The organism is Paraburkholderia sp. SIMBA_053 (assembly GCF_046534895.1).
GTDB lineage: Bacteria > Pseudomonadota > Gammaproteobacteria > Burkholderiales > Burkholderiaceae > Paraburkholderia > Paraburkholderia caledonica.
The window spans coordinates 1-519 of record NZ_JAWRXU010000079.1 but is presented as its reverse complement, the minus strand read 5'-3'; the positions used below and the strand labels follow the sequence as shown (position 1 = coordinate 519).

Here is a 519-nt window from a genome sequence, read left to right as displayed (position 1 = left end):
GCGGCCGGCAAGTTCAAGATGGCGCAGGGCCTCGAATACTCGGGCGCAAAGACCACGTTCCACGGCTACGAGGAAATCGTTTTCGACGACGCGAAGGTCGTGGCGCTGTATGTGGACGGCGCGTCGGTGCAGCAAGTCACGCACGGCCAGCAGGCCGTCGTCGTGCTCGACCATACGCCGTTCTACGCGGAATCGGGCGGCCAGGTCGGCGACCAGGGCTTGCTCGCCAACGCAAGCGTGCGCTTCGCCGTCGCGGACACGTTGAAGGTCCAGGCCGACGTGGTCGGTCATCACGGCACGCTCGAACAGGGCACGCTGAAGGTCGGCGACGTGGTGAAGGCCGAGATCGACGCAGTGCGCCGCGCGCGCACGGCTCGCAATCACTCGGCCACGCACCTGATGCACAAGGCGCTGCGCGAAGTGCTCGGTTCGCACGTGCAGCAGAAGGGCTCGCTCGTCGATCCGGACAAGCCGCGCTTCGACTTCGCGCACAACGCGCCCATGACGGACGAACAGATC

The 519-nt window shown here is 66.3% G+C and carries 1 protein-coding gene; it reads left to right on the top strand.

The genetic code is table 11. The features are described 5' to 3' along the window. Positions 1 to 519: alanine--tRNA ligase-related protein (locus SB753_RS34635; RefSeq protein WP_410804541.1), on the top strand; the 519-nt coding region annotated here is incomplete at both ends.